General features: G+C 39.8%; 23 protein-coding genes and 2 tRNA genes. 10 read left to right on the top strand and 15 right to left on the bottom strand.

Going from position 1 to position 25,128, the window contains the following annotated elements; all coding sequences use genetic code 11:
• Positions 1-14 precede the first annotated feature (14 nt).
• Entirely contained in the window at positions 15-779 is a 765-nt protein-coding gene (locus tag ACR2F3_RS05305) for an ROK family protein (RefSeq protein WP_432708937.1), read from the bottom strand.
• 350 nt (positions 780-1,129) lie between these two features.
• On the opposite strand from ACR2F3_RS05305, the gene ACR2F3_RS05310 reads away from it, so the two are divergent.
• Positions 1,130-1,486: a response regulator gene (locus ACR2F3_RS05310; protein WP_432708938.1), complete on the top strand. Its 357-nt coding sequence runs from the start codon at positions 1,130-1,132 to the stop codon at positions 1,484-1,486.
• Positions 1,487-3,679, top strand: a complete 2,193-nt coding sequence (locus tag ACR2F3_RS05315) for an ATP-binding protein (protein WP_432708939.1) — start codon at positions 1,487-1,489, stop codon at positions 3,677-3,679.
• Positions 3,680-3,752: 73 nt separating this feature from the next.
• Here the strand turns inward: ACR2F3_RS05315 and ACR2F3_RS05320 are convergent, their stop codons facing one another.
• From ACR2F3_RS05320 to ACR2F3_RS05330, 3 genes are all read right to left on the bottom strand, one after another.
• On the bottom strand, positions 3,753-6,308 hold the full coding sequence (locus ACR2F3_RS05320; RefSeq protein ID WP_432708940.1) for a TonB-dependent receptor: 2,556 nt from the start codon (positions 6,306-6,308) through the stop codon (positions 3,753-3,755).
• A gap of 440 nt (positions 6,309-6,748) precedes the next feature.
• Complete coding sequence (locus ACR2F3_RS05325; RefSeq protein WP_432708941.1) at positions 6,749-7,609, bottom strand: aldo/keto reductase; 861 nt, start codon at positions 7,607-7,609, stop codon at positions 6,749-6,751.
• Between the two features lie 226 nt (positions 7,610-7,835).
• The gene (locus ACR2F3_RS05330; protein WP_432708942.1) at positions 7,836-8,228 is read right to left on the bottom strand and encodes a hypothetical protein; all 393 of its coding nucleotides are present in this window, start codon (positions 8,226-8,228) and stop codon (positions 7,836-7,838) included.
• A 320-nt stretch (positions 8,229-8,548) separates the two neighbouring features.
• On the opposite strand from ACR2F3_RS05330, the gene ACR2F3_RS05335 reads away from it, so the two are divergent.
• On the top strand, positions 8,549-9,193 hold the full coding sequence (locus tag ACR2F3_RS05335; RefSeq protein ID WP_432708943.1) for a hypothetical protein: 645 nt from the start codon (positions 8,549-8,551) through the stop codon (positions 9,191-9,193).
• Between the two features lie 283 nt (positions 9,194-9,476).
• On the opposite strand, the gene ACR2F3_RS05340 is transcribed toward ACR2F3_RS05335, so the two are convergent.
• Both ACR2F3_RS05340 and ACR2F3_RS05345 read right to left on the bottom strand, forming a co-directional pair.
• Positions 9,477-9,564: transfer RNA gene (locus ACR2F3_RS05340), tRNA-Ser, on the bottom strand.
• Positions 9,565-9,656: 92 nt separating this feature from the next.
• A complete protein-coding gene (locus tag ACR2F3_RS05345) occupies positions 9,657-11,699 on the bottom strand; it encodes a M13 family metallopeptidase (protein WP_432708944.1) in 2,043 nt (680 codons plus the stop codon).
• Between the two features lie 149 nt (positions 11,700-11,848).
• Here ACR2F3_RS05345 and ACR2F3_RS05350 point away from each other — a divergent pair, with 149 nt between their 5' ends.
• On the top strand, positions 11,849-12,121 hold the full coding sequence (locus ACR2F3_RS05350; RefSeq protein WP_432708945.1) for a hypothetical protein: 273 nt from the start codon (positions 11,849-11,851) through the stop codon (positions 12,119-12,121).
• A 71-nt stretch (positions 12,122-12,192) separates the two neighbouring features.
• Here ACR2F3_RS05350 and ACR2F3_RS05355 read toward each other — a convergent pair whose 3' ends face one another.
• Positions 12,193-12,567 (bottom strand): response regulator, encoded by a 375-nt coding sequence (locus ACR2F3_RS05355; RefSeq protein ID WP_432708946.1) that lies wholly within the window; start codon positions 12,565-12,567, stop codon positions 12,193-12,195.
• Between the two features lie 189 nt (positions 12,568-12,756).
• Entirely contained in the window at positions 12,757-13,194 is a 438-nt protein-coding gene (locus ACR2F3_RS05360) for a hypothetical protein (RefSeq protein ID WP_432708947.1), read from the bottom strand.
• A gap of 266 nt (positions 13,195-13,460) precedes the next feature.
• Between ACR2F3_RS05360 and ACR2F3_RS05365 the strand changes: the two genes are divergently transcribed.
• Positions 13,461-13,994: a DinB family protein gene (locus tag ACR2F3_RS05365; RefSeq protein WP_432708948.1), complete on the top strand. Its 534-nt coding sequence runs from the start codon at positions 13,461-13,463 to the stop codon at positions 13,992-13,994.
• Positions 13,995-14,178: 184 nt separating this feature from the next.
• Complete coding sequence (locus ACR2F3_RS05370) at positions 14,179-14,883, top strand: hypothetical protein (protein ID WP_432708949.1); 705 nt, start codon at positions 14,179-14,181, stop codon at positions 14,881-14,883.
• Positions 14,884-15,176: 293 nt separating this feature from the next.
• Here the strand turns inward: ACR2F3_RS05370 and ACR2F3_RS05375 are convergent.
• From ACR2F3_RS05375 to ACR2F3_RS05395, 5 genes are all read right to left on the bottom strand, one after another.
• Positions 15,177-15,264, bottom strand: a tRNA-Ser gene (locus ACR2F3_RS05375).
• A gap of 84 nt (positions 15,265-15,348) precedes the next feature.
• The gene (locus tag ACR2F3_RS05380) at positions 15,349-16,344 is read right to left on the bottom strand and encodes a YihY/virulence factor BrkB family protein (RefSeq protein WP_432708950.1); all 996 of its coding nucleotides are present in this window, start codon (positions 16,342-16,344) and stop codon (positions 15,349-15,351) included.
• A gap of 9 nt (positions 16,345-16,353) precedes the next feature.
• Positions 16,354-16,761 (bottom strand): acyl-CoA thioesterase, encoded by a 408-nt coding sequence (locus ACR2F3_RS05385; protein ID WP_432708951.1) that lies wholly within the window; start codon positions 16,759-16,761, stop codon positions 16,354-16,356.
• A 3-nt stretch (positions 16,762-16,764) separates the two neighbouring features.
• On the bottom strand, positions 16,765-17,802 hold the full coding sequence (gene mltG, locus ACR2F3_RS05390) for an endolytic transglycosylase MltG (protein WP_432708952.1): 1,038 nt from the start codon (positions 17,800-17,802) through the stop codon (positions 16,765-16,767).
• A gap of 7 nt (positions 17,803-17,809) precedes the next feature.
• A complete protein-coding gene (locus ACR2F3_RS05395; RefSeq protein ID WP_432708953.1) occupies positions 17,810-18,598 on the bottom strand; it encodes a PASTA domain-containing protein in 789 nt (262 codons plus the stop codon).
• Between the two features lie 210 nt (positions 18,599-18,808).
• Here ACR2F3_RS05395 and ACR2F3_RS05400 point away from each other — a divergent pair, with 210 nt between their 5' ends.
• On the top strand, positions 18,809-19,795 hold the full coding sequence (locus ACR2F3_RS05400; protein WP_432708954.1) for a D-alanine--D-alanine ligase: 987 nt from the start codon (positions 18,809-18,811) through the stop codon (positions 19,793-19,795).
• Here the strand turns inward: ACR2F3_RS05400 and ACR2F3_RS05405 are convergent.
• Entirely contained in the window at positions 19,792-21,195 is a 1,404-nt protein-coding gene (locus tag ACR2F3_RS05405; RefSeq protein WP_432708955.1) for an MATE family efflux transporter, read from the bottom strand. The two genes, ACR2F3_RS05400 and ACR2F3_RS05405, sit on opposite strands and share 4 nt — an antisense overlap.
• A 25-nt stretch (positions 21,196-21,220) precedes the next feature.
• Positions 21,221-21,640 (bottom strand): acyl-CoA thioesterase, encoded by a 420-nt coding sequence (locus ACR2F3_RS05410; RefSeq protein ID WP_432708956.1) that lies wholly within the window; start codon positions 21,638-21,640, stop codon positions 21,221-21,223.
• Positions 21,641-21,758: 118 nt separating this feature from the next.
• Here ACR2F3_RS05410 and rpsO point away from each other — a divergent pair, with 118 nt between their 5' ends.
• From rpsO to rpe, 3 genes are all read left to right on the top strand, one after another.
• Positions 21,759-22,037: a 30S ribosomal protein S15 gene (gene rpsO, locus ACR2F3_RS05415; protein WP_432708957.1), complete on the top strand. Its 279-nt coding sequence runs from the start codon at positions 21,759-21,761 to the stop codon at positions 22,035-22,037.
• 116 nt (positions 22,038-22,153) lie between these two features.
• Positions 22,154-24,301, top strand: coding sequence for a polyribonucleotide nucleotidyltransferase (gene pnp / locus ACR2F3_RS05420; RefSeq protein WP_432708958.1), 2,148 nt, complete (start codon positions 22,154-22,156; stop codon positions 24,299-24,301).
• 76 nt (positions 24,302-24,377) lie between these two features.
• Positions 24,378-25,049, top strand: a complete 672-nt coding sequence (rpe, locus tag ACR2F3_RS05425; protein WP_432709006.1) for a ribulose-phosphate 3-epimerase — start codon at positions 24,378-24,380, stop codon at positions 25,047-25,049.
• The last annotated feature ends 79 nt before the right edge of the window (positions 25,050-25,128 follow it).

The raw sequence follows: 25,128 nt of genomic DNA on the forward strand, positions 1-25,128 counted from the left end.
CTATATTAACTTGCTTATAAAGCCGATTTGGCAGGGTGTTTTGTAACCAGGTGGTATTTTTCCTGAACTTTCCATAATTTTGCCCCGCCTTTAATTCCCTCGCGGTTAGAGGCCATTTTCACATGATCTTCCAGCTTGAAGTCTATATATTTGGAATTACCACCGCCTAAAAAGAGTTTATCGAAGTTAAACACTGTTTTATAAATATCTATGACTCTTGCTACCCGTTCGTTCCATTCTTTTATGCCAATTTTTCTCATGGCCTTGTCACCTACATAATCGTCATAATCCTTATTATTAGTTATTGGTAGATGCGCCAATTCTAAATGTGGAAGCAGTTCGCCATCATAAAGTAATGCCGTTCCGAATCCTGTTCCAAAGGTCATTACAATTTCAAATCCTTCACCATCAACCAATGCAAGTCCCTGTAGGTCTGCGTCATTAATTAAGCGTACCGGCTTGCCTATTGAGTCGCTAATCATCTGTGCCAATTCAATACGGTGCCATTTTCCCTTAGCTAAGTTTGGAGCAGTATAAACCACACCTTGTTTAACATACCCGGGAAATCCTACAGAAATTTTTCCGAAAGTACCCATAGTAGCTGCTAACTGCTTAATGACAATTAATACAGCCTCTGGTGTCGATTTAACAGGAGTAGGTAACTTGGTGTACTCTGATAATGCTGTTCCGTCGGGACTTAAAAGGCAGGCTTTAATATTAGAACCTCCTATATCTACAGATAGGATGTTATTTAATGCATTTTCCTGTTTATTAGGCATTTTTTGCTTGTTTAATAATTATTTGATGTATTTAGAATCAAGTTGCTATTTGTCCAATTTAGAACAGCAAAACGCAGGATATGATCTAAAAGTCAAATATAATATTAATGTTGTAATGACGACCTGAATTATATAGTATAGTTTTCTTGCCCCATTGTGGATGAGTTGAGAACTCTTCAATATGATAAGCAAAAATTTTTGTAAAGAGATGTCATAAGTAAGATAAATCCAAGCGTCGAATACCTGTGAGGACAATTCAGAAACCTAAAGTATCAAACATTATGATACACTATAATGTTGTGAATTAACTCACCGATAAAGTTTTAGGTGTACCAAATTACCCTCCAAAAATGAAAAAGCGAATTTTAGTGATTGATGACGATCAGGAGATAGGAGATGTTTTTAAGGCAGTTTTTCCATCAGATAAAAATGAGGTTTTTTTTTATGAACACGCTGATGATATATTTCACCTTTTGTCTTTACATCAGCCCGATATTGTTTTATTAGACTATAATCTTAATAGTCTGAACGGGGGTACAGTTCGTAAACATATCAAGTCGAGCAAACAGTATTCTCATATTCCTGTTATCCTATTGTCGGCATTTCCAAAGTTCATTTATAGCGAAAGCGATATCGGTTATGATGCTTTCCTGGAAAAGCCCTTTGATGTTCAAGAGTTGATAAATATAGTTGAAGCCAAATATTGAATGGATCCTCAAAATGATACTTTTTATAAATCCCTGTTAGCGAAAACTTTTAACGGACTCGTCTTTAAAGTCGAAGGATCAGTGTTTTCTATTTTGGTGGCTGGTGATGAATTTATTAAGTTAACTGGATTTTCCCGTGAGGACTTGTTAAACAGAAGTTTAGCGGAGGCGCCTCCGAGTTTATTTCATTCAGACACCACCCGAGTCTTTCAACAGGTTGTAGATAAAAAACAAACAAGCGTTATACATCCTTTTTCCCTTAATCCTTATGGAGGAGGATCCACTATACAGCTAAGTGCCAGTGTCAGCCCTATATTAAATGCTGCAGGTGAAGTGGGTTATTTGTTATATAGTGCAACCATAACTGATGGCGGGTTAATGCAACTTATTGACCAGGCTCCTTTTGGTATGGGAATATTACGTGGAAAGAGGCTTGTTGTAGAATCTGTTAATACCATGTTGCTCGAACTTTGGGGTAAATCTGAAGACATTGTCGGCTTGCCTTTATCGGCTGCACTGCCAGAACTTCAAGGTCAACGGATTCTAAAGTTACTTGAAGATGTTTATACCTGGGGTGAGCCACTTGTAGGCAACGAAGTTCAAGCTGTGTTGATGCGTAACGGTAACCTGGAAAACGCCTTTTTTAATTTTGTACATCAACCAATTAAAGACCAGACCGGACACACCACTGGGGTGATGATTGTGGCTGCAGAGGTAACGCAATTAGTACAAGTAAAAAGGAAGCTGGAAGAAAGTGTTGCCAACTTCAGGAATGTGGTCATGAATACCCATTACGGGTTGCTCGTGTTAAAGGGTAAAACCTGGACGGTAGAGATCGCTAACCAGCCAATGCTTCAGTTATGGGGAAAAACAACTACCGAGGTGATGGGTAAGCCACTCATGAAAATATTTCCTGAGTTAATCGGACAGCCGTTTCCGGAACATATTCGGGAGGTATATGAAACTGGAAAATCCATTGTTCAGCCAGAAGATGTTTTCTATTATCAAACTACAGAAGGAATTGGCAAAAAGTATGTGAGTTATTTTTACGATCCTATGCTAGATGCTGATGGTAACGTTTACGGTGTTATTGTTGGTGCAGAAGATATCACTACCAGGGTAGAGAATCGGCTTAAAACCGAAAGGGCTGAAGAGATGTTACGTATTGCTATTGAATCGGCAAACTTAGGTACCTGGCATTTCCAGCCAATCACAAAAAGATTAGTAGTATCCGATCGTCTTAAAGAGCTTTTCGGTTACTTGCCCGGTGAGGAAATGACGTACGAAAGTTTTGTTAGACAGATTACGGAAGATTACCGTCCAATTGTACTTCATGCTTTTCGCCACTCTATTTCAAAGGGTGAAAAGTTTAGTGTGGAGTTCTCCATTTTAGATCACAACGATCAAAAAATCAGGTGGATGAGGGCCACGGGTAAAATCTACCGAGACCAGGCAGGGGTTCCAGTTCGGATTTCAGGAATCTTGATGGAAATTACTGAACATAAACAAGATGAAATCAGAAAGAATGACTTTATCGCCATGGTGAGCCATGAACTGAAAACACCGTTAACCTCATTAAAAGTATATGTACAACTTTTAAATATGAAGGCAAAAACCAGCGGTGATGTTTTTACTGTTAAATCACTGGGAAAGGTGGAGGGGCAGGTAAATAAAATGAATAATATGATCAGAAGTTTCCTTGATCTTTCGAGGTTGGAAGCAGGTAAAATCTATCTGGAATATGAAAAATTTACCATAGACAAGTTGGTTGCTGAAATCGTAGAAGAAGTGTCGCTAACGGACAAGAGTCATACGATCTTGTTTTCCAACTGCAAACCTTTATCTGTATATGCCGATCGTGAGAAAATTGGACAAGTGATCAATAACCTTTTAGGTAATGCAATCAAATACTCACGTCCCAATACAAAGGTTACGATACGTTGCGAACATGTGAACGGAATGGCGCAATTCTCCATTAGAGATGAAGGAATCGGGATTTCCAAGGCCGATCAACCCAAGCTGTTTAGCCGGTTTTACCGAATCCAGAATCGAAAGCTAAAAACAGTATCAGGTTTTGGAATAGGGTTATACTTGAGTGCTGAAATTATTAGACTTCATCTTGGAAAGATTTGGGTAGAAAGCGAAGAAGGGCAAGGCTCAGTGTTCTACTTTACCTTACCCTTATCAGAGTAGCAGAATTTGTAATACTGCGCAAAATCCACGCTAATATTACTGCATGTTAGCCCTGTAAATGCATGAAATGGTGTTAAAACGCATAACGTAGGGTAGCACCGAAAGTTCTTTGGTCGCCCAGAACCCCAGCGTAATGGCCTGCATTACCTCCAGCGGGTAAAAGTTGTTCATAATAATTCTCCTCTAATAGATTACGACCCCATACGAAAGCGGAGATACCATAGGGCGCTCTAAATCCTATTCTGCCGTTTAAAATGGTATAACCATCAATATTTAAGTAGGCCGATGGTGAAGGGCTGGATGAGAACGAAGACCGGAATGAGCCATCAATGGCAATAAAGAACTTGGTATCTTTGCTTATGGACTTAATGGGTGTGGAGAATTCTGCCCCCATTGATCCTGCCCATTTTGACACGCCTGGAAGTACACCACCTGAAATATCTTTAAAGGCAACCTGAACACCATTTTCCGTACGTCCGGTTTCTTCTAATGGAAGGGGTGCATTAGTGAATCTGACATATGTAGCCTCTGTGTAGGCTGCAGCGCCATAAAACGAAATCGAATTACTCAGCTTTACGCTGGCATCTATTTCAGCACCCTTTACATTCACTTCCTCGGCGTTAGCGATATAACCTCGGTTAACACCTAACTCAGGCGATTGGACATTGGTCTGGTAATCTTTAATATCAGAGTTATGGAAAGTAAGGTTCATAATTAAGTTATCAAAGAGCGTTGATTTAATTCCGATTTCGTAATGTTTGGTATCTTCAGGCTTAATTACGGCCAGGTCTGTCGCCGCTGCACCATTAACAGTTGGTAAACCAGCCACATTTACACCCACAGGTTTAAAACTAGTCGAATAGGTTGCAAATGCATTGATTCTTCGGCTAGGTTTATAAGCTAAAGTAGCCGAATAAGTAAAGTTTGTCTCGTCAGCATCAGCAACATACTGCTGACTGCTATATACACCGTTTTTTAATGCCAGTAAAGCAGGGTCACTGGTTTCTAAACCGCCTCTGGCTGCACGGATATAGTCTACATCCTTTTGATCATAGTTTAGGCGTACCCCGGGCAAAAGATGCACTTTCTCTATAATCTGCCAATCTATGCTCGCAAATACGGCAGCACTTTGTGATTTGATTGATGCATTAGTATAAATGCCATAACCTTCAAAGAGGCCATGTGTGCTCCAAAGCGGGCTGGTAGAACTTTGGGAAAAACGCCATTGTGCAGATCCAGATTCCTCAGTACCGGTAATTTTAACTTCCTGGTCGATGTAAAATAATCCAATCACACCACTTAAACTTTTTGTGAAGTCGCCTGCGTAGCGAACTTCCTGCGACCAGTTTCTATGTTCGGCTGGGTTCTGTGATTTTGCCAGTGCCTGTAAACCGGTAAAATCTCTGTCGTTGGATGGGTCCCAATCCCAATAACGCCATGCTGATGTTGAGGTGAGGGTTCCGGGACCTATTTTAGCGTCGATGTTAAGGGAAGCACCACCTAATTGATTGCCTGACCTCCATGGTGTATCGTGGTCGATCTCTCGGTCAAAAGCATTTAAACTTGGTAGTGTATAACCGAGATCAGTGGTAATGGCATTAAACTGTCGATATGCTGGTCGGAGGGTGGGCGCAACTCCGGCAACCACTTGCGCATAGCCATCAGGTTTTTGGTCTGTGACATCACCTGATAAAGTAATAGCTACATTTTCTGATATTTTGTAAAGTAGTTGTGCGCGTACGCCCAGGTTATTAAGGTCATTAGTTGCTGAACCGGTCCTCACGTTATCAATCAGGCCATCACGCTGTGTCCCCGAAAAAGAAATACGACCGGCAAGTTTTTTCGTTATTGGCCCTGTAACCGAAGCTTTTGCCTGTATATAACCGTAGTTACCAAAACTTGTTTCAAAGCTGGCTTCAGGTATAAAACTTGCCTTTCGCGTGATGATATTAAAGGCCCCGGCACTCGTGTTTTTGCCGAATAAAGTTCCCTGTGGCCCACGTAAAACCTCTATACGTTCCACATCTATAAAATCTAGCGTAGCTGCGGCCGGACGTGCGTAATAAACACCATCCACATAGAATCCTACACCGGGATCAAGCCCATCATTGGTTAGACCAAAGGGTGAGCCTATGCCACGTATATTGATACCGGTATTCCGTGGGTTTGAGGTGTAGAGCTGTACAGAGGGAATTAGTTCTTTAACCCGGTTAACATTAAATGCACCAGATTGGTCGATTTGTGTACCACCTACTACCGAAATAGGGATAGGCACGTCTTGTAGTACCTCAGAACGCCGGCGGGAGGTAACCACGATCTCATCTAACAAGGCATTTTCTACCAACACCAATTCTACAGGAACATCATCAACCTTTAAAATCTGAAAATCCTGAGGTTTGTAACCAACTGAGCTAACCTGTAGGTAGAAAGGCGTTTCAGGAGTAGTATTAATAATAAACTTTCCATTCTCATCAGCAATTGTGGAAACTGTGGTGCCTCTGATAAGGATTGTAGCATGTGGAACAGGAGCACCGTTACTCCGTTTAATGATGCCGGTGATAGGCCCCTGAGCAAAGGCAAACTTTGCTGTGATTAAAAACGAAAAGAGAAGAAGTATGCTTTTTTTCATGGTTTGTTAGGTAAAGTTGAATTTTGTTTAGGTTTTCAATGCTGTATGTTGAGTTACTCAAAGGCTTATTATAGTTGGATAAGCTTGCAGAAATAAGGGCATAGCAATTCCCGATGGACGTATTTTACGTTCCTTAAATAGTATTCAGAATTACAGAAAATCTTTTATGCCTTAGTACTGTCCGTTGACTTCCTGGGATTGCAACAACAACTTTGGCTGAAAATGAATTGAAAATTTTTGATATATAATTTCAATGGGAGCATGTTTTTAAGATTAATGATACAAATATAAGAGTGTTATTTAAAATTACAATTAAATCTATCGATTTAGTAGTCTTTGTTAAAATAAATCTCATTTTGTATGCATTTGGGTAGTGTGGTAACACCGCAAACACCTAACTAGTAAATTGTTGATGGTGCTAAAGCGCTTCCTTATTCAGGCTACTTCTTTCCAAATACAGGAAATTTGCTTGCCTCCCCATAATTTTCTATGGGATCCATATTTTTAAGAAATTGCATATCTTCATCTGAAATGATAAAATCAACTTCTGCATTGGTTTTCATATGCTCAGGGTTTGCCGTCTTTGGAAGAGGGAGCAGTTCCAGTTGAAGGCAGTAGCGGATACCCAGTTGGGCAACTGAGACATCATATTTTTGTGCAATTTCTATTAGCTGCGGGTTTTTTAATAACACGCCATGGCCAATTGGGGAGTAGGCCTCTACTAAAAGGCCTTTATTTTTGCAATACTGTATTAATTCGGTGGGAGTATTGCTTATATGCGCCAGAATTTGGTTTACCATCGGTTTTACGGAGCAAGCATCCAGAATATTCTCGATGTCGGCCATCTCGAAGTTTGAAACACCAATAGCATGAAGCTTTCCTGCTTGATAGGCCTCCTCTAGTGCTTTCCACGCTTCTTGGTTACCTTCGAAGTAAGGTTTACTTCCATGGAATTCGGCCCACGGTTTAGGGCTGTGAATAATCATCAAGTCAATATATTCCAAACCTAATTTTCCTAGAGAAACATCAATTGAGGCAACAGCTTCTTTGTATGACTTGACTTCAGCTGCAAGCTTTGTGGTCACAAAAATATCATCCCTGTTTACCCCGCAGGCTTTTATTCCTTCTCCAACGCCATTTTCGTTCTGGTAAGCCTGGGCAGTATCAATATGTCTGTATCCAATTTTTACTGCATCTATTACAGTTTGGGCAGCTTTATTGTCATTGATAAACCACGTGCCCAGACCCAGCTTTGGAATTTTCAACCCATTAGATAGCGTATACTCTTCCTGTAAAATCATAACACTTTTAGTTTTTGATTAGATTCAAAATCAATCTCTACTAAGATTAATCAACCTGCACCTGGAGGCATATGCAACCTCACTCACTAAGATTACGGGTATGAGCTACAATTTACGAAAACAAACTCGCAACTTGGATTTTTATGATCACGTTTTTACCAGATTGAAAGCTTGCTCCTTACGATGTTATCATAGCAAAGATTCAATGGCTATACTTGTGGTGTTTTCATGACAACCGCTCTTGTAATAAATCATACCAATGCTTATTACTGGTGGAAAAATAATTGAAGTCAATAATAAGGTAGACCACCCTGGTGGTTAACGCTAATGTTGTAAAAGTTATTTTTAATGGCTGCCATGTAGTACCGAAATTCTTAACGTAGGCTCTTTTATAATTCTTGTCAAAGCCTAAATAAATTTGGGTGATAGCTATTAGCGCTATTTCTAAAGTGTCTGATTCTGATTCTAAACAGATACGCCCATTTTCAAGGCCAATTAGTCCGGCATGACTGTGTAAAGGTTTTACTCCGCTAAATAAATTTCCAATTTTATCTAAAAAATTGAGGTGTTTAAAATCATCATCATAAAGCCAAAGTGCATTACCCATTTTTGGAATCATAAAATTAAGTCTGATTTAATTGTTTTAAATGTATGAAATTTTATTACAGATGGCGATTTAAGATAAGGTCAGGAGCACTATTATTTCGCCTTTAAATTTTTTAAAAAAATTATAACACAATACAAAATATTATAAAACTTAATGGCTTTAAGTGAAAGTATTACAAAAAAATAAATATTAATACTGTTTTTTAAAATATTTCAAACTTCGTAATAATCAGAGTGTTTTACTTCAAATAGGCAAGCTCAGGAAAAAAAAATGGTCAGTGCAGATGACCTTCACGGAGTTTTGATTATTGAAGTAAACTTAAAAATTCTGTTATGAAACAAAAAAGAATTTTAATGGCATTTGTATTAGGTGCAATGCTATTAAGTTGCAGTACATCAACCAAAATTACAGGTTCCTGGGTTGATCCTGCCGCAAAGGGAATGGTGGTAGCTGGAAAGACCGTGTTTATAGCATGTCTTACCAGTAACATTGAAGTCCGAACCAAGTTGGAAAATGCACTCGCGCAGCAAGCAGCCCTGAGGGGTATTAAGGCGGTTGAAAGTTCGAACTTTTTCAGTCCCGACTTTTATAAGACCAAACCTACTGAACAGGAGCTTGCAAACCTTATTAAAGGCACAGGCGCGGAAGCTATTCTAACTGTATCTTTAATTAAGAAAGAAAGTGAAACCCGCTATGTTCCGGGTTCGGGAGTTTATGCGCCATATCCTTACTATGGTTGGTATGGTGGCTTTTATAGTTATTATAATTATTGGTATCCTATGTTTTATGACCCAGGATATTATGTGACTGACAAAATTTACTTTTTAGAATCTAATTTATACGACGCGGCGACGGGTAAATTGTTGTGGTCTGCACAATCTCAAACAGTTAGCCCAGGTTCAATAGATAGTTTTGTTAAATCTTATCCTAAAGTTCTGGTTGATCAGTTAATTAAAGATGGTGTTTTATCTAACTAACAACCTTATTTTATTTCGAAACTAACACTATGGGAAAGAATAAGAACATTGATTTCATAACGCTAACGGAGAATCCTCTGGATTCGAAAGCAGGAAATCAATTGGCTTTTCCATAACCCAAAGATGACAATATCAGAGTAAAGAAACACCATAGTATCTGATAACACTGGAAGAGCCTGTATCATAAATCATGATCAGGCTTTTTTTTGGTATAACCAGTGCGTTCATAACCAAAAAAGCCTGAAATCTTACGATTCCAGGCTTTTTGTAGGTTTTGATACCTTGGCGGAGAGTGGGGGATTCGAACCCGCGGACCTGTAACAGTCAACAGTTTTCAAGACTGCCGCAATCGACCACTCTGCCAACTCTCCGCTGCAAAAGTACGAATCTATATCGTTTTTACAAACGTTGTGAGATGAATAAACTATACTTATTGACAATCAGGGTAATAAAATGTTATCTGCTACCATATTTTCACTCTTTTCTCTGGCGCCAGGTATAATGAGTCAGATGGTTTTACATTAAAAGCACTGTAAAACTCAGGAATATTACGAACCACACCATTTACACGGTAGTTTGCCGGCGAGTGGGGATCTGTGTTTACCTGGTTTCTCAAGGCCTCGTCATTGGTTTTGTTTAACCAAACTTGTGCCCATCCAATAAATACACGTTGGACGCCTGTAAATCCATCCAATACTGGGGCAGGTTTGCCGTTTAAACTGTTATGGTAAGCTTTTAAGGCAATACTCAAGCCACCAAGATCCCCAATATTTTCACCTAGAGTAAACGTTCCATTAACCTTCAGATCTGGGAACACCTGGAATTCGTTGTATTGTGCAACCAAAGCATTGGTTCTTTTTTTAAACTCACTTTCATCTGTGGCGGTCCACCAATTACGCATCACACCATTGCCATCGAAGGTACTTCCCTGATCGTCAAAACCATGACCAATTTCATGTCCAATTACGCCACCGATACCGCCATAGTTTACGGCATCTTCCGCTTCCATATCAAAAAATGGAGGTTGTAATATGGCTGCGGGAAACACAATTTCATTTAAGGTAGGATTGTAATAGGCATTTACGGTTTGTGGTGTCATGCCCCATTCTGTTTTATCAACCGGTTTGCCTAATTTATTCAGGTTACGGTAGTATTCAAATTCTGCTGCACGTTTATTGTTTCCATACAGGTCGTTTTCAACAATCTTCAGACTGCTGTAATCTCTCCATTGATCAGGATAGCCTATTTTTGGTGTAAACTTGCTTAGTTTATCCAGCGCTTGTTTTTTCGTTTCTGCACTCATCCAATCCAGTTCTTTAATACTGGATTCGTAGGCTTTTAATAAATTATCTACTAATTTCAGCATACGTTCCTTTGCTTCTGGCAAGAAGTGTTTCTGCACATACACCTTTCCAACCACTTCGCCCAGGTTACCGTTTACTACACCCACTGCCCGGCGCCACGCAGGTTTTTGGGTTTTTATACCATATAAGGTATTGGAGTAGAAATTAAAGTTTTCCTGGTCCATTGCTGAAGTAAGCGAGGTGGCAGCACCTGTGGTTGCGCTCCACTTTAAATAGTTTTTCCAGGTGGAAAGAGGGGTGTTTTTTAATATCGTATTCAGGTCTTTTGTATAGGCTACTTGTGTAATAACAATACTGTCCTGGTTTTTAATACTGGCTTCGGTAATTAAGGTGGTCCAATCGAAGTCGGGCGTTAAGGTTCTCAGGTCCTTGATCAGGTATTTATTGTATAAACCAGCCATGTTTCTAGTTTCTTCTTTTGTCATCTGTTTTCCAGCAATAGCCGTTTCAAGGGCCATAATTTCTTTGGCTTTTGTTTTTGCATCGGGTAAACCAGCTAATCTGAGCATGTTTTCTATATGGGTAACATACTTCTCACGTAAAGCCACGGATTTAGCGTCAGTCTGCAAGTAATATTCCCTGTCTGGTAAACCTAAGCCGCCTTGCCAGGTATAAACCATGTATTTCGTGGGATCTTTAAAATCTTCTGTTACACCCAGGTTAAACGGAATCATGTTGCCAATCTTGTTGGCATAAGAAAAATAGGCGGCCAGATCTTTAGCGTTCGTCAGGGCGTCAATTTTTTTAAACTCTTCTTGCAAAGGTCTAAGTCCTACACCGTCACGCACCTTCATGTTCATAAAAGAGGCGTAATAATCGCCAATCTTTTGTTCCTCACTACCTTCTTTAGGATTGCCTTTTGACGCGTTTTCAATAATGGTTCGAACATTTTCCTGAGCCTTGTCGTTGACGATCGAGCCTGCCCCGTAGGATGCCTTATCTGACGGGATGGTGCTTACTTTCGACCAGCCACCATTAACATACCTGGTGAAGTTGTCGCCGGGTGACACCGTAGTGTCCATGTTTTTCAGGTAAACACCCGAATTAAGGCCATCATTGTTTTTGGGAAATTGGAAAGCTACCGTCAATAGGAGCGATCCAGCTACCAGAGGTATCCAAAGGGATTTTTCTAACTGCTTCATTAGGAATTAGTTTATGTTATTTATATCTAATTTAACTAAAAGATTTGCAAAATCTAATTGCATAAGCAGTGGTTAGTTAACATTAATGTTCGCAAATTGTTAAAACCTAAGCAACTCATCCTTGTTAAATAGAAAAAACACGAAATGTTATGGAAAATCAACAAGAAAACCTGAGCCAAAATGAAGAATTAGATCAAGAACAAACCTTAGATTCGGCATCTTTAGCTACCGACGGGCCGGTGAGTCAAAACGAAGGTGATGGAGGCGCTGATTTAAATGAAACTGGTGTTTCGAACGATCTGGCAGACGATGACGAGGATTTTGAAATCACTCCGGATGATGACAATGCGACCAATGTTAATGAGGAAGATCTTGATGCCCTAGACGGCGACGAGGAAGAGGAGGATGGAACGTTCTCATAATGCCGGTAATCAAAAAAGCCTCCGCGTACCATGGTAAATGGTTCGCGGAGGCTAGTTAATTAATACACCAGTTAAATAGAAACAGGTGTTTTACGAATAATCTGCTTAATTTTCTTAATGAGGTCCTGAATATCAAAAGGCTTGGATACGAACAGGTCACACCCATAATTTCCCAATGATTTAATCACCTTATCATAAGCAGATAAAATGATGACAGGAATATTCTTAGTAGATTCTTTCTTTTTGATGGCTGAACACATTTCGCCACCATTTACACCCTCCATAATATAGTCTACAATTACCAGGTCCGGTTGGTACACCGTCACCAAAGATAAAATGTCTTCGGTGTAACTGGTTGTCTTAACCTCAAAACCAAAATAAGCTAGGGCAGAAGATAAAACTTCAAGCAAATCCAGGTCGTCGTCGATTAACAATACTTTATTCATAGTTTTCCAGGCGTTTTTAAGTTGTTATGAACAACGATAAACACAATGTTATATCGATACTACAAATTTAGCCAACTTTATTAAATCCTTTTTAGTAAATATACCTGATTTTCAGGGAGGTATATACCTACATTGTTTCTGGATATTGCAGTGTTCGTATTGGAAACGTTGGAACCTTAATTTTAGTATTTATTGGTCTTTTGGTAATATTAAACCAGATATTCCGGTCACTACTTCCTCTTCCTCGTCTTTTGATTTTTTACCTTTTTTCTTTTTTCCACCGCGCAATTGTTCCTCCAGATACAAGTCGTATTCAGCTTGTTGTTCTGGCTTCAGTATATTTCTGATGCTCGCAGAAACGTCATTTTGCTTTTTGATAAACTTGGTGTAATCATCTTCGATGGGGGCACCTGTTTTTTGTTTTTTGCCCATTGCAATCTGGTCTTTAGTCAATTCCAGCGTATAGTTGTAAATAATATTTTTTTGTGTGGAGTTTAACTTTAGCCTTTTTTCCATCGCTGCAACCCCCTTTGTCGCAATCTCAGTAGCGGTAGGTACTTTTTGTGCATGTACTGAATGTGTAATGGCTAAAAGAGCGATCAATATTAAAATATTTCTTTTCATCATTTTTATTTTATCTATTTTGCTTATCGGATGGCTGTGTTCCTATCACCCGGCTAACAGGTGTAAATGTAAGCTATTTCTAAAAGATTTTAAATGAAGAAAGGTAAACTTACGTTGCACTTTAGGTTCTTGGTAAGAACGGCCTTTCGACGTAGCTGATACCACAGTTGTACTGAGTGCCGTACAATCGTCGATGTTGTTAGAAACGACAATGCGGACGTGTCTGCATTTAAAATACATAATTTTAGTGATAATAAATTTAAACAGACATGAAAACAGTAAAAAAAATCACAGCCCTATTTTTATTTATGCTGATGGTAAGTGGTGCCGCTAAGGCTCAAAATCAATCCATCACTGAGGCGGTTAAGGAATGGGAAAGGGCAAAAGCTTACACCAAGGAGTACCTTGATGCAATGCCTGACTCGGCTTTTTCTTTAAAGCCCACGAAAGAAATGCGCTCTTTTGCAGACCAGATGCTTCATATTGCCGATGGTAATTATGGTTTTGGTAGCTCAGCCACTGGCGAGAAAAGTCCTGTTGCCATGGGGCTTGAAAAGGGAACCGATAAATCAAAAGCTACTGTGACCAAAGAAACCCTGGCGAGTTATGATTTTATCATCAATGGATTAAAAAAGATGTCGGCCGCCCAATTGCAAGAGCCAGTGAAGGTTTTTGATAGGTTTGAATTAACAAGAGAACTCGCCATGGCAAAGGCATTTGAACACCAAACTCACCATAGAGGTCAAGGCACTGTGTATTTGCGTATGGTTGGTGTTACACCTCCTGCAGAAAAGTTGTTTTAATTGATTTTTGGCCAGGTATAGTTCCCCAAATTTAACTTGTAAAGACTTCCAATAAGGAAGTTTTTTTAGTTTATAAGCAGTTTTAATTAGTTACTTGAATACTCAAAACACTTGTGGAAATAGAAATATACCAATTAAAAAAATGCTTAGCTTTATTATCAATTTTGGATGTAAAAGGAAACTTATGAAAAGATTTTTGGGATTATTCTTTATGTTATGCTGTGTCATACCCTTTAATGTGCAAGCACAATCAGGTAAAATTAATGGTGCCTGGGAATTCACGGATAGAGGAAGCAGGCACCTGCTCCTTGTTCAGGATAGTATCTACTTTTATACCATCCATCAGGATAAGGAATTTCTGGCAAGCCAGGGCGGTAAGGTCCAGGTTAATGGTGATAAACTTACCGGAGCAGTATGGTACAATACCGCAGACTCCTTAAATGTAGGGCAGGATTTTGAATTTCCTTTTACGTTAACCGGCAAGCAGCTTTCCATTACGACACCAGACGTTCAACTGAATTTTACCAATGTTGATGAAGGCAAAGCACCACTTGCCGGGGTGTGGCGAATAACTGGCAGGATGCAGGATGATGGTAAAATTGCCCCCATCCACCAAACTGGCACCCGTCAAACCTATAAATTGCTTACCGGTACAAAGTTTCAATGGGTAGCAATGGATCCAGCTAAAAGGCAATTTTCAGGCACTGGAGGTGGCTCGTATACTTTTAAGGATGGAAAGTACACAGAGAATATTGAATTCTTTTCCCGTGATAACAACAGGGTTGGGGCTTCACTTTCATTTGATGGCCAGTTAAAGAATGGGGATTGGCACCATAGCGGGTTAAGCAGCAAAGGAGCGAAGATTTATGAAGTTTGGAGCAAGAGGTAATTAGGACGGTCGTGATTAGGGGATGTTTCCCTGTTAAGAACGACCTGCAGATCTGGATACGTACTGTTATAGCCGAGGTTTTAGGGCATTATCATAAAAGGGATATCCGTTCAAAATAGTAAGGCGCATTAGGTTCTTCTAGTATCGCATTACTCAACAAACTTAAAAACCTCTTAGCCCATAAACTTTTGCCATGATCCAAACTTATTCGATTAATGAGAATTTTGATGCCTGATTATAACAAAAAAGCCTGAAATCTTAAGATTCCAGGCTTTTTGTAGGTTTTGATACCTTGGCGGAGAGTGGGGGATTCGAACCCGCGGACCTGTAACAGTCAACAGTTTTCAAGACTGCCGCAATCGACCACTCTGCCAACTCTCCGGTGCAAAAGTACGAATACCCATCAATTCTGCAAATTACGTTGTTTAATTTTTGCCGATATTTTGATAACGTGTTTAAAATGAGCTAAAAAATTTTTTTACCCTTGACGTTTTCTTCCGGTTGAACTGGCTTTTTGAATACATTAAAGTTTGGTCTGATGATTTTAACGCTTCTTTTACTCAAATCAACACTGGCATTCAGTTCAAAGCCCACCAATAAAATCAGAGAGTTTAGGTAAAGCCAGATCATAATCACCAGCAGGGTGCCAATGGAGCCGTATAACTTATTGTAGGATCCGAAATTGTTAATATAAAAACTGAAGGCCCAGATACTAAGAAAAGCAAGGATAGTGGCTAACCAGGAACCGGCACTGAATAAATGCCATTTCTTGACATGGGCCGGGCCATAGCGGTATAAAATGGAGATGGTGATAAAGTACAAGGCGCCCAATAGGGTCCATCTGGTTATCTGTATTACATAGTAAGTGAACTTTCCTTCTATGCCCAAGCCATTTTGGATGTAGTTTAAGGCAATTTCGCCTACAATCATGGCACCAATACAGATGAATATAGAGACAACGATCACAAGGGTTAACACAATAGCAATGATGCGCCGCTGAAACCAGGAGCGTGTTTCCATAATTAACGAAGATTTGTTGAAAGCCATCATCAGACTATCCACACCATTGGTGGCAAATAATAGTGCGAATAAGAAACCGAAGGATAGTAATTTTCCGTTCTGGATTTTAACAATTTCAGTAATGGTGGATTCAAAAGCGTCAAATGCCTTATGTGGTAAAATTAAAGCCACAATCGTCATTAGCTGATCCTGAAAGCCAGCTGGTAAAAAGGGAATCAGTGTAAATAAGAAGATAATGCCCGGAAAAATAGCAAGCATGAAATTATACGACAAAGACGACGCTTTGTTGAGTAAAGATTCTTTCTGAATCTCTACCAGAAAGAAAGCAGCTACAGTATAAAGTGGCAGGGGACTAAAACCAGGCAATACATAGACTTTTGTCCAGTCTATAAATAAAGAATATACTTTTATTTTAAGTAATTGCTTGTGTAACCAATCCATCTATTAAATTTACTTAAAAAATTGCTTTATTCTACACATAAAGTTTTCAGGAGGTGAACATGGTTTTTTCTTTTCCATGTCAAAGAACACCAGGGTAGTGTGACCGAGGTTAATCAGTTCGCCGTCTTCATTAAATAGTTCATAATCAAAATGGATGCGCACACCAGGTAGTTTTGATACAATAGTTTTTATGGTTATGATCTGGTCGTAAAATGCGGGTTTAATGAATTTGCTTTTCAGCTCAAGCAATGGCATCATCACGCCGGCTTCCTCCATAGATTGGTAACTCATGCCCAGACTCCTTAACATCTCAACACGCCCAACTTCATAATATTGCGCATAATTACCGTTGTAAACGTAACCCATTTGATCCGTTTCACTATATCTCACCCTTATTGTCGTTTCGTGTACAAACATCTTTTATCTGAATATTTTGCGTTGGTTTAAAGCATCTCTGTATTTTTTCGCGTTAATTTCATGTTGTGTCCGGTTCTCTGCAAAATTGTGGTAACCAGAGAAATCCTCTTTTGCACACATGTACAAGTAATTGTTATCATCTTTATTTAATACAGCATCTACTGCTGCAATACTCGGCATCATAATGGGGCCCGGAGGTAAACCCGCATATTTATAAGTATTATATTTCGAGTCTTTTTTTAGCAATGCATAGGTAACTCTTTTCACGGTGAAATCGCCATTGGCAAAAATCACGGTTGGATCTGCCTGTAATAAAATACCACGTTTCAATCGGTTTAAGTATAAACCGGCAATAATGGGCATTTCCTTGTCATAAATTGCTTCACCATCTACAATAGAGGCTAAAACACTAACCTGAACAGGTGTTAGGTTAAGTGCTGCTGCTTTCTCTTTACGTTCAGCGGTCCAGAACTTTTCATATTCGGCTTTCATTTTATGGAAAAACTCTTCCGGATTGGTATTCCAGTACATTTCATAGGTGTTAGGAATAAACATGGTGTAAATGTTTTCCTGTGTAAAGCCATGTTTTTCAACTAAAGCAGCTGAATCTAAAACCTTGATAAAAGCCAGGGAATCGGCTTCCAGTTTATTTGCCAGGTAACCTGCGAAATCTTCTTTACGACGAATATTCTGAAACTTTAGGTTTACCGGTTCCTGATTGCCAGATTTGATCATGTTGATGATATGGCGATTGGTCATGCCTTTTTTAACACGGTAGCGGCCTGGTTGAATGCGTAAAGCCAGATCCATTTGCTTTGCAGCCTCCTGGAAAGTTTCCATCTTTTTTAATGTACCACTTTTAGCCATAGCGGCATAAACATCTTCCAGGTCAGAACCGGTATTGATATATACATAACCGGCATCATCTGTAACATTAGGGGCAAAATACACGGTGTAAAACTTAAACCCGATTATTGCACCTATTACAAGTACTACCGAAGCAATGATGATAATAGTTTTTTTAATTCCTTTTTTGTTCATAGTGTGGTTAGTCAATAAAATCAGGTTCAGATGGTTTTTCAGCCAATATAATATTTACCGGTGTCCCGATTTTAACTTTTGTTAAAGTGTCAGACAGAATAGGTGTTTGCAGCACAATAACCGCATTTGCAGTGTCGGTTATTGTTCCCTCGTAGCTAATGGTCCCCATGCTTAACATCGATCCTTTAAGAGAGAACCTCGCTTCATCAACAGTAAGGCCAACCAGATTAGGAATGTCAACCTCTTCATTTCCACGTCCATCACCCAATACCAGATCAATTCTGGAGCCTTTTGGCAAAACATCACCAACTGAAACTGCCCGTCCACCGAATAATGCTTCTAATACTACATCTCGGCTAACATCTGCCTTGTAGGTGGTATCACCAATTTTCAGACCAAAACCGCTTAAAATAGATTCCACTTCACGTAACGATTTAAACTCTACATCTGGGAAATTTACGTTGGGTGCCTGAGAGGTATTGATGGTGAGGTATATGGTTCTATTGTCTTTTACAAAGGTGTTCGCTTCGGGGTCCTGATCTATCACAAGGCCTGGTGGCTGATCCATAATGTATACTGAATCAACTTCATAGCGGAGACCCATGCTTGTTAATTTGCTTACGGCCTGCTCAATATTTGTTCCTTTTAATGTAGGTACATAAAGTCCCTGGCCATGTTTGGTGTAGTACCGAAGACTAAAAAATGCGATAAATAAGATAGCTAAAGCCGTGAAAATGGCCGCAAGAAGGTTATTTCTAAAAGATTTGGTCTTTAGATAAGATAGGAACTTACTCATGGCCTCAAAAATAGGCTAAAAAAATATTTTATCTGAATTTAAATAACATCTGCATTTCATATTATATTTTTGGACATACAATTATGGTATTGATATTATATTTTAGCTCCATAAGCTATTAATTATATGATAATGCAAGGGAGTTTATTACCACTTTGCAAATAAGCATTATTGGATATGCTCATTATTAGAAGATAAAACATAAAACGAATGAAAAAAACAATAGCCCTGCTTACCGGTGGCACAACAGGAGAATGGGTAGTGTCTGTAAAAAGTGCGGCAACTATAGCACATCACCTTGATCCTGATAAATTTGATGTCTATAAAATTATGCTTACCCAACAGGGCTGGTTTTATGAACCTGCCGATTCCGTAAAGGTGGAAGTGGACCGCAACGATTTCTCCCTGCACATCAAAGGACGTAAAATTACGTTCGATGGCGTATTTATTGCTATTCACGGTTCACCCGGCGAGGATGGAAAATTACAAGGCTACTTCGACATGTTAAACCTGCCTTATACTACCTGCGATGCCATGACATCGGCCATTACCATGAACAAAGGGTACACTAAAGCCATTGTACAGGATATTGACCAATTATTTGTGGCTAAGTCAGCACAGATTTTTAAAGGCGGTGACTATAAGATAGAACAGATAAAAAAGGATTTAATGCTTCCATATTTTGTGAAACCCAATAATGGGGGAAGTAGCATTGGCATGAGTAAAGTGACCAATCAATATGATCTACAGGGCGCATTAGATAAAGCTTTTAAAGAAGATAGCCAGATTCTTATAGAAGAGTTTATCTCGGGTCGTGAATTTACCGTTGGCGTGGTTAAAATAGATGGCAAAGTTACGGTACTACCCATTACAGAAGTTGAAACTGCTAAAGAGTTTTTTGACTTTGAAGCCAAATATACACCGGGCGTGGCTAAAGAAACCACACCTGCACATTTAGGTGAGGAGACCGTGCAAAGGGTTGGTAAAATTGCAACTGACGTTTACCGAAAATTAAACTGCCGAGGTGTGGTGCGTATTGACTTTATCCTAAAGGGGGGAGAGGGTGATTTCTATTTTATTGAAATCAACACCATTCCCGGGCAGACCGCTACCAGTTTTATTCCGCAACAAGTGGCTGCAGCGGGTATGAAACTGAATGATTTTTATACCAAGCTGGTTAAAGAAACCATTGGTTAAACCTTAATGGTTTTCCATTTGCCTTTTTTAAATAGAAAGTAAGCTACAATAGCAATACCTGTTTCTGAGACAGGTATTGCTATAAATACGCCGGTTGGTCCCATGTTAAAGTATTGCGCCAGAAGGTAGGCGAAAGGGATTTGAAATAACCAGAAGCCGAAAAAGTTTACCCAGGTTGGGGTCCAGGTATCACCAGCTCCATTAAAAGTGCTAATCAGCACCATCTCTACACCATAGAATATATAACCTGCACATAATATATACAAGGCCCGGGAAGCAATGTCCTGTACCTGTATGTTGTTGGTGAAAAATGAAATGACATAAGGTCCGGCGATAAAAGTAAATAACATCACGCCAACCATATAGGCTACATTATACTTCATAGTCGTCATCACCGACTTATAAGCGCGATCTATTTTGGCGGCCCCAAGATTTTGTCCTACCAATGTGGCTGCTGCATTACTCAAGCCCCAGGCGGGTAATAAAAAAAACATCATGAGCCTTAAAGCTGTCTGGTAACCTGCCGAGCCTTCGTCGCCACCGGTAGTAGCCACCAGCTGCGCCAGAAATACCCAGCTGCAAGAGGCAATGATAAACTGAAATATTGCGGGGGTGGCAATTTTCAATAAAGCTATGATCTGTTCTAAATGAGGTTTAAAATACTTCAACTTTAAACGAACCATGTGTTCACCGTTCCACAAGTGATAGATTTGATAGATTACCCCTATACCACGGCCTGTTGTGGTGGCCAAGGCTGCTCCGGTTAAACCGAATGCCGGTATCGGGCCAAAGCCGTTAATCAGGATGGGGCAAAGTATGATATTGGCAATGTTGGCAATCCAGAGGCTTTTCATGGCAATAGCCGCATTACCTGCGCCACGGAAAATACCGTTAATTAGAAACAGCAGGATGATCACAATGCTGCCTGCCATCATAATCCGGGTAAAGGTAGTTCCATGAGCTGCGGTTTCATCCGATGCACCCATAATCAGCAGAATATCTGTTGCGTAAATAAAGCCAAAAATGCTGACCAGCAGGTTAATGGCAAGTGCGATTAATATTGCCTGTGCGCCAGCCTTAGCCGCTGCTGCGGGACTTTTCTCACCAACTCTTCTAGCCACCACGGCTGTGGCAGCCATACTCATGCCAATGGCAATGGAATAAACGATGGTGAGTACAGATTCTGTTAAACCAACCGTTTGTATCGCGTGGCTGCTATTTGGCAGGTGCCCCACGAAGTAAAGGTCGACCAGAGCGAATACCGATTCCAAGGCCATTTCGAGCATCATCGGGATGGCCAGCATCACCACGGCTTTATTCATGCTGCCGGATGTATAATCCATTTCTTCGCCTTTTATAGCTTGCTTAAGAAATGTTAATGCACTGGATACCTTGCTCATAACCTAAAATTATGATTATTTTAGGTTATACACTATAGGTGGCAATCATTTCATTGGTTACTTTCATGCCTTTGCCCGAATTGATATCAATCATCACATAATCAAACCATCCATCGGAAGCGATTTTTTTTGTGCTTTTATTCTCAATTTCGAACTGTACCCGGCAGCCCTTTTCATTTATGGTAAGTATTCCAGTGCGTACTAAGGCGGTATCGCCTAAAATCATCGGGCGTTTAAAATCAACATAGGCCGTTCTCACTACCCAACCATAACCGGCCTTAAGGAAATCTTCCATCGGCATTTTATAAAAGCGATCCATTTGTTCGTACCTTGCTGCAAGTACATAATCAAAGTATTTACTGTTATGTACGTGGTTAAACATATCTATATCATCGGGTCTAACGGTAATTTCACTCTCGAATATGCTGTATTGGTTCTTTTCCATATAACTATTTTTACAAAAGTAGCAGAAATAGTAGGAGTAAGAATATTGGTTATAATTAAAACTTACAGTATCTTTGCACCTAATTAATTAATTATAGACACTTTAGTACCATTCAAGAATGTATTTAAGTAAAGAAAAGAAAGCCGAAATCTTTTTACAACACGGCGAAGTAGAAACCAACACTGGTTCTGCAGAAGGTCAAGTAGCGTTATTTACATACCGTATTGCGCATTTAACAGGTCACTTAAAGAAAAATCGTAAAGATTTCTCTACTCAATTGGCACTTCAAAAACTGGTAGGTAAACGCCGTGGTATCCTGGCTTACTTATTCAAAAAAGATATTAGTCGCTATCGTGCTATCATCAAAGCTTTACAGCTAAGAGATATCATCAAATAATCGTACTCATGTCATAGAAAGCCATTCTTACGGGGATGGCTTTTTTAATTTGCAAATAAAATAACTACATAAATCCGGTGTGTAGAAAGAGGAAAACACACCATAACAAGTTTTAAATGAATGTAATAAAAAAATCGTTCGACCTGGGTGACGGACGAATTATTGAAATCGAAACAGGCAAGTTAGCTAAACAGGCTGACGGTGCTGTCGTTGTAAAAATGGGTGATACCATGCTTTTAGCTACAGTAGTATCTACAGTAGGTGCAAAGTCTGGTGTTGATTTCTTACCACTTTCTGTTGATTATCAGGAAAAATATGCGGCTGCAGGTCGTATTCCTGGTGGTTTCTTACGTCGTGAGGCTAGATTATCAGACTATGAGGTGTTAATCTCTCGTTTGGTTGACCGCGCGTTACGCCCGATGTTCCCTTCTGATTATCATTCAGATACACAGGTGATGATCACTTTGATTTCATCTGATAAAAATATCACGCCCGACTGTCTTGCTGGTCTGGCTGCATCTGCTGCAATTGCTGTTTCAGATATCCCTTTCGACGGACCAATCTCTGAAGTACGTGTTGCACGTATCGATGGTAAGTTTGTTATTAACCCTTACTTAAGCGACTTAGAACGTGCTGATATCGATTTATTGGTAGCAGGTACTGAAAAAGACATCGTGATGGTAGAAGGTGAAGCCAATGAGATTTCTGAAATCGAAATGGTAGAAGCCATTGAATTTGCACACAAAGCAATTGTGATACAAGTTCAGGTTCAAAAAGAACTGGCTGAAGCTGTTGGTAAAACTGTTAAACGTACTTATTCTCATGAAGACAGCAACCCTGAGCTTAGAGAGCAGGTATATGCAGCTACTTATGATAAGGTTTACGCAGTTGCGAAAGCTCAACTTCCTAAGCAGGAACGTGGTGACCAGTTTGGCCAGATTTTAATGGACTTCATCGCTTCATTAGGTGAAGATATTGATGATGTAACTGGCTTCTTGTCTAAAAAATACTTCCATGATGTACAATATGATGCGATCAGAAACCTGGTTTTAGATGAAGGAATTCGTTTAGATGGCCGTGATGTTCGTACCGTACGTCCAATCTGGAGTGAAGTAGGTTACCTGCCTTCTGCGCATGGTTCTGCTATTTTCACCCGTGGTGAAACTCAATCTTTAACCACCGTTACTTTAGGTTCTAAAGACGATGAGCAAATGATTGATGGTGCATTCGTTAATGGATACAACAAATTCTTATTGCACTATAATTTCCCTGGATTCTCAACTGGTGAGGTTCGTCCGAACAGAGGTGCTGGTCGCCGCGAAATCGGTCATGGTAACTTAGCCATGCGTTCCCTAAAAAGAGTTTTACCTGGATTAGAGGAAAATCCTTACACCATTCGTATCGTTTCCGATATCCTTGAATCTAATGGTTCTTCGTCAATGGCTACTGTTTGTGCAGGTACTTTAGCACTTATGGATGCGGGTATTAAAATCAAAGCACCTGTTTCAGGTATCGCTATGGGCTTAATTACAGACGAGAAAACTGGTAAATATGCTATCCTATCTGATATCCTTGGTGATGAAGATCACTTGGGTGATATGGATTTCAAGGTTACAGGTACTGAGAAAGGTATCGTTGCCTGCCAGATGGACTTAAAAATCAATGGTCTGAAATGGGAAGTGTTAACTGCTGCCTTGTTACAAGCTAACGAAGCACGTTTACACATCTTAAATGAGATGAAGAAAACACTTGCTGAGCCTCGTGAGGACTACAAAGAGCATGCACCACGTATTGTATCTCTTACTATTGATAAAGAATTTATTGGTGCTGTTATCGGTCCAGGTGGTAAAATTATTCAGGAAATGCAACGTGAAACCGGCGCTTCTATCTCTATTGAAGAGGTTGGAAATAAAGGTATCGTTGAAATCTTTGCAGATAACAAGGCTGCTATTGATGCTGCAGTAGGCCGTATCAACGCCATTGCTGCTAAACCTGAAATTGGTGCTACTTACGAAGGTAAAGTAAAATCAATTATGCCATTTGGTGCGTTCGTTGAGATCATGCCAGGTAAAGATGGTTTATTACACATCTCTGAGGTAGACTGGACTCGTTTAGAAACGATGGACGGTGTTTTCAAAGAAGGTGAAAAAGTAACTGTTAAATTATTGGATGTTGACAAACAAGGTAAAATGAAACTTTCAAGAAAAGCTTTAATGCCTCGTCCGTCAAAATCAGAAGGTACAGCAGAAAATAAACCTGCATAATCCTTTTTTATAACTATCCTTAAAAACCTCGCTTTAGCGGGGTTTTTTCGTTTAAAAGAATTCTTATCTTTACATGATGAGACATTTAATAGCCCCTTCCATACTTGCCGCCGACTTTGCAAATCTGCAACACGATATCGAGATGATTAATTCAAGTGAAGCCGATTGGTTTCATGTTGATGTGATGGACGGCGTATTTGTTCCAAATATTTCTTTTGGCTTTCCAGTGATAGATGCTGTTAAAAAGCATGCTACCAAGCCCTTAGATGTACACCTCATGATCGTTAACCCCGACCAGTACATAGAACGATTCGCCCAGGCCGGTGCAGCCATCATAACCGTACATTATGAAGCATGCACTCATTTACACCGCACCATACAGTTAATCCAGCAGTCGGGCTGTAAAGCAGGTGTTGCCTTAAATCCACACACGCCAGTGAGTCTGCTTAAAGATGTTCTGGCCGATTTGGACCTTGTACTGATCATGTCAGTTAACCCTGGTTTTGGCGGTCAGAAATTTATTCCCCGCACCCTTGCCAAAGTTGATGAACTGAAAGCAATGGCCATGAAAGTTAATCCCGAATTGTTTATTGAGGTGGATGGAGGAGTAGGCATGCAAAATATCGATATCCTTATAGATGCAGGCGCAAACGTCCTTGTTGCAGGTAATGCGGTGTTCGCCGCTGAATCGCCCGAAGAAATGATTCGCAGTATGAAAAACATTGATACGGGCAGTATTAGGCTTTAATCAGCCAAAAAGACTATTAACTTGGTGGATTTTGTGCATTTACGATGCTTCCTCATCTTGAGGAATGTGTCAAAAGTTG

This window comes from Pedobacter sp. (assembly GCF_045627485.1).
Taxonomy (GTDB): Bacteria; Bacteroidota; Bacteroidia; order Sphingobacteriales; family Sphingobacteriaceae; genus Pedobacter.

Coding starts and splice junctions, on each gene's coding strand:
- ACR2F3_RS05405 (WP_432708955.1), bottom strand. CDS start 21,195: ATGAGCAAGGTATCCAGTGCATTAACATTTCTTAAGCAAGCTATAAAA.
- ACR2F3_RS05320 (WP_432708940.1), bottom strand. CDS start 6,308: ATGAAAAAAAGCATACTTCTTCTCTTTTCGTTTTTAATCACAGCAAAG.
- ACR2F3_RS05365 (WP_432708948.1), top strand. CDS start 13,461: ATGAAAACAGTAAAAAAAATCACAGCCCTATTTTTATTTATGCTGATG.
- rpsO (WP_432708957.1), top strand. CDS start 21,759: ATGTATTTAAGTAAAGAAAAGAAAGCCGAAATCTTTTTACAACACGGC.
- ACR2F3_RS05355 (WP_432708946.1), bottom strand. CDS start 12,567: ATGAATAAAGTATTGTTAATCGACGACGACCTGGATTTGCTTGAAGTT.
- pnp (WP_432708958.1), top strand. CDS start 22,154: ATGAATGTAATAAAAAAATCGTTCGACCTGGGTGACGGACGAATTATT.
- ACR2F3_RS05330 (WP_432708942.1), bottom strand. CDS start 8,228: ATGATTCCAAAAATGGGTAATGCACTTTGGCTTTATGATGATGATTTT.
- ACR2F3_RS05370 (WP_432708949.1), top strand. CDS start 14,179: ATGAAAAGATTTTTGGGATTATTCTTTATGTTATGCTGTGTCATACCC.
- ACR2F3_RS05345 (WP_432708944.1), bottom strand. CDS start 11,699: ATGAAGCAGTTAGAAAAATCCCTTTGGATACCTCTGGTAGCTGGATCG.
- ACR2F3_RS05310 (WP_432708938.1), top strand. CDS start 1,130: ATGAAAAAGCGAATTTTAGTGATTGATGACGATCAGGAGATAGGAGAT.
- ACR2F3_RS05400 (WP_432708954.1), top strand. CDS start 18,809: ATGAAAAAAACAATAGCCCTGCTTACCGGTGGCACAACAGGAGAATGG.
- ACR2F3_RS05385 (WP_432708951.1), bottom strand. CDS start 16,761: ATGTTTGTACACGAAACGACAATAAGGGTGAGATATAGTGAAACGGAT.
- ACR2F3_RS05395 (WP_432708953.1), bottom strand. CDS start 18,598: ATGAGTAAGTTCCTATCTTATCTAAAGACCAAATCTTTTAGAAATAAC.
- rpe (WP_432709006.1), top strand. CDS start 24,378: ATGAGACATTTAATAGCCCCTTCCATACTTGCCGCCGACTTTGCAAAT.
- ACR2F3_RS05410 (WP_432708956.1), bottom strand. CDS start 21,640: ATGGAAAAGAACCAATACAGCATATTCGAGAGTGAAATTACCGTTAGA.
- ACR2F3_RS05315 (WP_432708939.1), top strand. CDS start 1,487: ATGGATCCTCAAAATGATACTTTTTATAAATCCCTGTTAGCGAAAACT.
- ACR2F3_RS05305 (WP_432708937.1), bottom strand. CDS start 779: ATGCCTAATAAACAGGAAAATGCATTAAATAACATCCTATCTGTAGAT.
- ACR2F3_RS05335 (WP_432708943.1), top strand. CDS start 8,549: ATGAAACAAAAAAGAATTTTAATGGCATTTGTATTAGGTGCAATGCTA.
- ACR2F3_RS05380 (WP_432708950.1), bottom strand. CDS start 16,344: ATGGATTGGTTACACAAGCAATTACTTAAAATAAAAGTATATTCTTTA.
- ACR2F3_RS05360 (WP_432708947.1), bottom strand. CDS start 13,194: ATGATGAAAAGAAATATTTTAATATTGATCGCTCTTTTAGCCATTACA.
- mltG (WP_432708952.1), bottom strand. CDS start 17,802: ATGAACAAAAAAGGAATTAAAAAAACTATTATCATCATTGCTTCGGTA.
- ACR2F3_RS05350 (WP_432708945.1), top strand. CDS start 11,849: ATGGAAAATCAACAAGAAAACCTGAGCCAAAATGAAGAATTAGATCAA.
- ACR2F3_RS05325 (WP_432708941.1), bottom strand. CDS start 7,609: ATGATTTTACAGGAAGAGTATACGCTATCTAATGGGTTGAAAATTCCA.